Source organism: Ruegeria sp. AI2, assembly GCF_056541275.1.
Genome location: NZ_JBQFYB010000009.1, coordinates 135,504 through 142,154, shown reverse-complemented (window position 1 = coordinate 142,154; position 6,651 = coordinate 135,504). Strand labels below are relative to the sequence as shown.

Here is a 6,651-nt window from a genome sequence, read left to right as displayed (position 1 = left end):
TCTACCAAAGCATCGAAAAACAAATGGGACGAGAAAAACTCAATCAACTCCTCGACCTGCTCGAAGAACTACAAGCCGTCAAAGTCTGACCGAACGCGCATTTGGCTGCGCGGGTCAGCATTGCCGCTTTTCTTTGAAAGACACAGGCTGGAGTTGCCTGGGCGTCGCACGCTCCCATCACAAAACGTTTTCCGTCTCAAGCTGAAAGCTCCCCGGCCTCTGAGCACAATGCACCTTCACGTTTGACGACGTACCACGTTCAGCCAAAAACCTCCAACTCCAGTAGAACATGGTGTCAAATCCATTTGGCCGCCGACGAACGAGGGCCTTCCACGCGGGCCAAGTCAGTCATTTCAATCACATCCAAGAGCCACGACACCTTTTGAAAGCTGGATTTTCCTGCTCAACAAAATACTGGATGTTGGATACAATATCCTCTATAGCTGCGCGTATCGATTGATTCAGGGAGGATCACATGCTCAAGAAACTCGCCGCACTGGCGGCCCTCACCACTATCACCACGGCTCCTGCGATGGCGGACACGCTGGACGATGTCGTAGATCGCGGGACATTGCGCTGCGGTGTTGTGTTGGATTTTCCGCCAATTGGGTATCGCGACGCGAATAACGAACCGGCAGGCTTTGACGTCGAATACTGCAATGATCTGGCCGCCGCACTTGAAGTTGAGGCCGAAATCCTGCCGTTGACCTGGGCCGAACGCCTGCCAGTGATCGTCACCGGACGCGCAGACGTTGTGTTCGGAGCAACCTCGGACAGCCTTGAACGGGCGCGGACGGTGGGCTTTACCATTCCTTACGCCATCTATTATGCGCAGGGTGTCGTGAATGCCGAAAGCGGCATTGAGACCTTCGAGGATATCCGTGGCAAGCGCGTGGCCGCCGCGATCGGCACCGTGCCCGAGCAGGAATGGCTGAAGATCGCCGCCGAATGGGGCGAAGAAGGCAATTACCAGGGCTACCAGTCCGAGAATGAGGTTTTCCTAGCGGTGGCTCAGGGCAAGGCCGATATCGGCATTACCACAAACACTGCCGTGCTGCCGATTACCCAGCAATATGACACTGTTGTTGCCGGCCCTCGCATGCCATGGACCACCGACTACACTTCGGTTGTAGGCAAGCGCGAAGATGTCACCTGGCTGAACTTCCTGAACCTGTTCGTGACCCACCAGGTGCGTTCGGGCCGCTATCAGGAGCATTGGGGTAAATATGTCGGCGGCGAAGCGCCTGAGCTGCGCATTCCCGGCGTAATGTACTGACCCTTTCCTACTCCATGCTTTCGTCCGGCTATGGCCGGGCGAAAGGACCGGTAGATTGCGTGAGGAACACCCGTGTTCGACTATAACTTCCATTGGCGACCGGTGATGAAAAGCCTGCCGGACCTGCTTGAGGCATCGCTGCTGACGATACAGGTTGCTGTGCTGGCAATGGTCCTAGGCATTATCATCGGACTTTGTCTGGCGCTGACGCGGCTGCACCTGAAAGGTCCCCTTTACTGGTTCGCCTCAGCCTGGGTCGAACTGGCGCGCAATACTCCGGCGCTGTTCCAGCTGTTCTTTTTCGGCTTCGGGCTTGGTGCCTTTGGCCTGCATCTATCGCCGTACTTCATCGTGCTGGCCGGGCTGACATTCAATTGCGCCGGTTATCTGGCTGAAAACTTCCGTGGCGGCTTTCAGGCCGTCCCCGAGACACAGCTACGCGCGTCCCGATCGCTGGGCATGACCGCGTGGCAGGCTTACACACGCGTCGTGATCCCGCAGGTGTTTCGCATTGTCTATCATCCGATCACGAACCAGATGGTCTGGGCTGTTCTAATGTCGTCACTGGGTATGCTGGTCGGCTTCCGGGAATTGTCGGGCGAGACCCAGTTCTTTGCCTCGCGCACTTTCCGAATCTTTGAATATTTCGCCGTCACCGCGGTCATTTATTACGTGATCGTCAAAATCATCCTGCTTGCCTCGCGCCTGCTGGCGTCCCGGCTTTTCCGCTACTGAAGGAGGCACAGATGCAACCCACTGTCAGCTTTTTCAGCGGCTTCAACATCAACGATCTGTGGTTTCTGGGCGAAGCGGCGCTGCGAACGCTCTGGATTTCAGTGCTTTCGATTTCCATTGGAACGGTTTTTGGCGTGGTGTGCGGTTGGCTTCTGTACGAGGGCAAATTGGCAGCGACCCTGACGTTGGCTCCGGTTCTGGATATTTTCCGGTCGGTCCCTCTGATCATCCAGCTGGTGCTGTTTTACAACTTTGCACCTATTGTCGGGCTCAATCTGGACCCGTTTGCCTCGGGCGTTGTGATCCTGTCCATCTACACGGCAGCACTGGTTGCGAATGTGGCGCGCGGCGGGATTGAAGCCGTTGGTGATCCGATGCGCCGCGCCGCGCGCAGCCTGGGCATGACCTATTGGCAGGACCTGCGCTATGTCGTCTTCCCGATTGGTGGGCGCGCGGTGTTCCCTGCATGGGTCGGGGTCGCGCTGGGTGTGATGAAAGACAGCGCGCTGGTCTCGGTTCTGGGCTATGTTGAGTTGCTGAAAGCCAGCCAGATCCTGATCACCCGCACGCAGGAACCATTCCTGATCCTGACAATCGCTGGCGCGTTCTATTTCGCGCTCAGCTATCCGATTTCGCGGTATTCCGCGTCGCTAGAAAAAAGGTGGGCCCAATGATCGAAATTCGCGACCTGCACAAATATTTCGGATCGCTGCATGTGCTGAAAGGCATCGATCTGGATGTGCAGAAAGGAGAGGTCCTGTCGGTGATCGGTGCGTCAGGCTCCGGCAAATCGACCCTTCTCTATTGCATCAATGGGCTGGAACCGATCCAGCAGGGATCGGTTCGGGTTGATGGCATTGATGTTCATGCTAAAGGCACCGACATCAACAAGCTGCGCACAAAACTGGGGATGGTGTTCCAGCAATGGAACAGCTTTCCGCATCTGACAGCACTGGAAAACGTTGCGTTGGCCCCGAAGATTGTCAAAGGCAAGTCGAGGGACGAGGCGCGTGACATTGCCGCAAAGCAGTTGACCCATGTAGGGTTGGGCGAAAAGCTGAACGTCTTCCCCTCGGCCTTATCGGGCGGTCAGCAGCAGCGTCTTGCCATTGCCCGCGCGCTGGCGATGGAGCCGGAATACATGCTGTTTGACGAAGCCACCTCTGCGCTGGACCCTGAACTGGTGGGCGAAGTTCTCGACACGATGCGGCTTTTGGCCGAGGAAGGGATGACGATGATTTGCGTCACGCATGAGATGGGTTTCGCTCGTGATGTATCTGACCGGGTTGCTTTTTTTCATCAGGGCGTGATGGAAGAGATCGGCCCGCCCGCCCAGATTTTTAACGAAGCCCAATCTGAACACACCCGCAAATTCCTGGCGAATGTGCGATAAAAGCCCCCGCCCCAAAACAATTAGGAAGGTTACCTTCATGTCCCAGAATATCTTCACCGGCACCATGCCAGCCCTGATGACCCCCTGCAAACCGGACCGGACACCGGATTTCGACGCGCTGGTGAAAAAGGGCAAGGAAATGATCGCAGCGGGCATGTCTGCCGTGGTCTATTGCGGCTCGATGGGCGACTGGCCTCTCTTGTCGGATGCCGAACGGATGGAAGGTGTCGAACGTCTGATCACGGCCGGACTGCCCGTTGTCGTCGGCACAGGTGCGATAAATTCGAAATCCGCCGTGGCGCTTGCCGCGCATGCGCAAAAGGTTGGAGCGGCAGGGCTTATGGTGATCCCGCGTGTATTGTCGCGTGGATCGTCCATCGCGGCGCAGCGTAATCATTTCAAAGCGATCCTGTCGGCTGCACCTGATATTCCGGCAATCATCTATAACAGCCCGGTTTACGGCTTTGCGACGCGCGCCGATCTGTTCCTGGAATTGCGGGCAGATCATCCCAACCTGGTTGGGTTCAAGGAATTCGGTGGCAAAAGCGATCTGCGCTATGCGGCGGAACACATTACCTCGAAAGATGATCAGGTTACACTGATGGTTGGTGTGGACACCGAGGTCTACCATGGCTTCGTCAATTGCGGCGCCACCGGCTCGATTACAGGGATTGGCACTGCCCTGCCTAAGGAGGCACTGCTGCTGGCTGCCCTGTGCCAGAAAGCGGCGGCGGGCCATGCCGAAGCGCGCCTGCGCGCGCGCGAACTTGAAGAAGCCTTTGGTGTGCTGGCCAGCTTTGACGAGGGCACCGATCTGGTGCTGTATTACAAACACCTGCTGGTCCTGAACGGCGAAGAGGAATACCGTTTGCACTTCAACGAAACCGACGAGTTGACGGATGCCCAGCGCAACTATTGCGAACAGCAATACGACCTGTTCCGCACTTGGTTTACTGATTGGTCCGGCCAGGGTGGAGTCATTGCTGAATGCATGTGATTGACAGTCACACCGGGGGAATGCCTACGCGGGTGATCCTCGACGGCGGCCCCGATCTGGGGTCCGGCCCGCTGGCCGAGCGTGCACGACGCTTGGCTACCGAGCATGAGGCGTTCTACAAATCCATCTTGCTGGAGCCGCGGGGGCAGCCCGGAATGGTGGGGGCGCTTCTGGTCGCGCCCGAAGATCCAGGGTGTGAGACCGGCGTGATCTATTTTGATGCGGATGCAGTTCTTGGCATGTGCGGGCATGGCACCATCGGTCTGGGCGTCACTCTGGCACATATGGGCAGAATCCGGCCGGGCACGCATCGGGTTGAAACTCCGGTCGGTGTCGTCTCGGTGGATTTACTGGACGCCAATACCGTACGCGTCACAAATGTCGAGAGCCGTCGCGTGCGGGCAGCTGTGCAGATTGAGGTTGGCGGCTATGGGTCGATAACCGGCGATCTTGCCTTTGGCGGAAATTGGTTCTTCATTGTTGATCCCAGCCCAATCCCGGTGAACCCGGGTAATATTCGGGCGATGACCGATCTGACCATTACCATACGCGAAGCCTGCATCGCACAGGGCGTGCATGGCGAAAACGGAGAACTGGTCGACCATGTGATCCTTCAGGATCAATCCCCCAACAAGGATGTTCACAGCCGCAACTTTGTACTGTGCCCGGACAATCAATATGACCGGTCGCCCTGCGGTACCGGCAGTTCGGCGCGCCTCGCCTGTCTGGCGGCAAACGGGGTGCTGGAAGCAGGGGAAGAGATTGTACAGGAAAGCGTGATCGGCAGCCCCTACGTGCTGAGCTACCAACCCGGCCCGAACGGGGGTGTCATTCCCACCCTGACCGGGCAGGCGCATATCATGTCGGAAGGCAGGTTGGTTTTCGCGCCGAATGATCCGTTCCGTGATGGCATCGCGCTTTGAAGTCAAGGCCGGGGACAGACGCTGTCCGGTCCCCGACCCCGTACCACTATTTGAGAACCTGTAACCATGCAGCATGACACCAAGACGGACATAGTTGTGATCGGTGCTGGCATCATTGGCATCAGCGCTGCGCTAGAGTTGCAAAAGCGGGGAAGGCAGGTGCTTGTGCTGGACCGTGAAGGCGTTGCAGCCGAGGCGTCAAAGGGCAATGCCGGGGCCTTTGCCTTTACAGATATCGTGCCGCTTGCAACGCCTGGGATCATGCGCAAAGCGCCAAAATGGCTGCTTGATCCGTTGGGGCCTTTGTCGATCCCGCCCGCTTATGCGCTGAGTATTGCACCGTGGATGCTCCGGTTCTGGCGGGCCAGTTGGCGCGATCGTTATGCAGCCTCACTATCCGCACAAGCCGCGCTGATGAACCACAGCCGTGCGGCGCTGGAGCGTCAGATCAAGCATGTAGACGGCGAGGCGCTGATGCAGCGCGAAGGCCAGTTGCAGTTGTTCGAGAGTGAGGGCGAATTCCGTGCCAGCCTGCCCACCTGGAACCTGCGCAAGGACCATGGCATCCCGTTTGATCTTCTGGACAGCCCGGATGCTATTGCCGAAATTCAGCCCGGGCTGAACCGGCGATTTACCCATGCGGGTTTTACCTCGACATGGATGAATACCGTCGACCCTGCCCGCTGGACCGAGCATCTGGCGGCACAGTTCATCGCGCGCGGTGGGCAGGTAAAGATCGCAGGGATTACGGCACTGAAACCAACCGATGACGGCGTGCGCCTTGACACGGACAACGGCGACATTTCGGCAGGTCAGGTGATTGTTGCCGCCGGAGCCTGGTCACACCAACTGGCCAAGACCCTGGGGGATCATATCCCGCTTGAGACCGAGCGGGGTTATAACACGACCCTGCCCGAAGACGCTTTTGACCTGCGCACTCATCTGACCTTTGGGGGGCATGGGTTTGTGGTAACCCGGATCAACGGCGGCGTGCGCATCGGCGGTGCAGTCGAACTGGGTGGATTGAAGCTGGCCCCGAATTACCGGCGCGCTGACACGTTGCTGGCCAAGGCCGGGCGCTTCATGCCAGACCTGAACCTGGAAGGCGGCACGCAATGGATGGGCTTTCGCCCATCACTGCCTGACAGCCTGCCAGTGATTGACCGATCCTCGCGCGCACCACAGGTGCTTTATGCCTTTGGCCATGGTCATCTGGGGCTGACCCAATCCGCAGGCACGGCCGAACTGGTGGCCGATCTGGTCTCTGACGCCAAGCCGGTGCTCGATATGTCACCTTTCTCATCCACACGCTTCTAATCTGGAGAAC

General features: G+C 57.9%; 7 protein-coding genes. All 7 read left to right on the top strand.

The genetic code is table 11. The features are described from left to right. The first annotated feature begins 475 nt into the window (after positions 1 to 475). On the top strand, positions 476 to 1,276 hold the full coding sequence (locus ACR0LL_RS15605; RefSeq protein ID WP_480483375.1) for a transporter substrate-binding domain-containing protein: 801 nt from the start codon (positions 476 to 478) through the stop codon (positions 1,274 to 1,276). Between the two features lie 72 nt (positions 1,277 to 1,348). Beyond that, positions 1,349 to 2,011: an amino acid ABC transporter permease gene (locus ACR0LL_RS15600; protein ID WP_209507537.1), complete on the top strand. Its 663-nt coding sequence runs from the start codon at positions 1,349 to 1,351 to the stop codon at positions 2,009 to 2,011. A gap of 11 nt (positions 2,012 to 2,022) precedes the next feature. After that, positions 2,023 to 2,685 carry an amino acid ABC transporter permease gene (locus ACR0LL_RS15595; protein ID WP_480483377.1) on the top strand — a complete coding sequence of 221 codons (663 nt, stop codon included), beginning with the start codon at positions 2,023 to 2,025 and terminating at the stop codon, positions 2,683 to 2,685. Beyond that, positions 2,682 to 3,404 carry an amino acid ABC transporter ATP-binding protein gene (locus ACR0LL_RS15590; RefSeq protein ID WP_267366726.1) on the top strand — a complete coding sequence of 241 codons (723 nt, stop codon included), beginning with the start codon at positions 2,682 to 2,684 and terminating at the stop codon, positions 3,402 to 3,404. The genes ACR0LL_RS15595 and ACR0LL_RS15590 overlap by 4 nt, the downstream gene beginning before the upstream one ends. Positions 3,405 to 3,441: 37 nt before the next feature. Continuing rightward, positions 3,442 to 4,401 carry a dihydrodipicolinate synthase family protein gene (locus tag ACR0LL_RS15585; RefSeq protein WP_480588206.1) on the top strand — a complete coding sequence of 320 codons (960 nt, stop codon included), beginning with the start codon at positions 3,442 to 3,444 and terminating at the stop codon, positions 4,399 to 4,401. Beyond that, the gene (locus ACR0LL_RS15580; RefSeq protein ID WP_480588204.1) at positions 4,392 to 5,324 is read left to right on the top strand and encodes a 4-hydroxyproline epimerase; all 933 of its coding nucleotides are present in this window, start codon (positions 4,392 to 4,394) and stop codon (positions 5,322 to 5,324) included. The genes ACR0LL_RS15585 and ACR0LL_RS15580 overlap by 10 nt, the downstream gene beginning before the upstream one ends. A 66-nt stretch (positions 5,325 to 5,390) precedes the next feature. Next, positions 5,391 to 6,641, top strand: coding sequence for an NAD(P)/FAD-dependent oxidoreductase (locus ACR0LL_RS15575; protein WP_480588202.1), 1,251 nt, complete (start codon positions 5,391 to 5,393; stop codon positions 6,639 to 6,641). Positions 6,642 to 6,651 lie beyond the last annotated feature (10 nt).

Bases quoted from the DNA above. Each gene is read 5' to 3' on its own strand.
- ACR0LL_RS15605 (WP_480483375.1), top strand. From the start codon at position 476: ATGCTCAAGAAACTCGCCGCACTGGCGGCCCTCACCACTATCACCACG.
- ACR0LL_RS15595 (WP_480483377.1), top strand. From the start codon at position 2,023: ATGCAACCCACTGTCAGCTTTTTCAGCGGCTTCAACATCAACGATCTG.
- ACR0LL_RS15590 (WP_267366726.1), top strand. From the start codon at position 2,682: ATGATCGAAATTCGCGACCTGCACAAATATTTCGGATCGCTGCATGTG.
- ACR0LL_RS15585 (WP_480588206.1), top strand. From the start codon at position 3,442: ATGTCCCAGAATATCTTCACCGGCACCATGCCAGCCCTGATGACCCCC.
- ACR0LL_RS15580 (WP_480588204.1), top strand. From the start codon at position 4,392: ATGCATGTGATTGACAGTCACACCGGGGGAATGCCTACGCGGGTGATC.
- ACR0LL_RS15575 (WP_480588202.1), top strand. From the start codon at position 5,391: ATGCAGCATGACACCAAGACGGACATAGTTGTGATCGGTGCTGGCATC.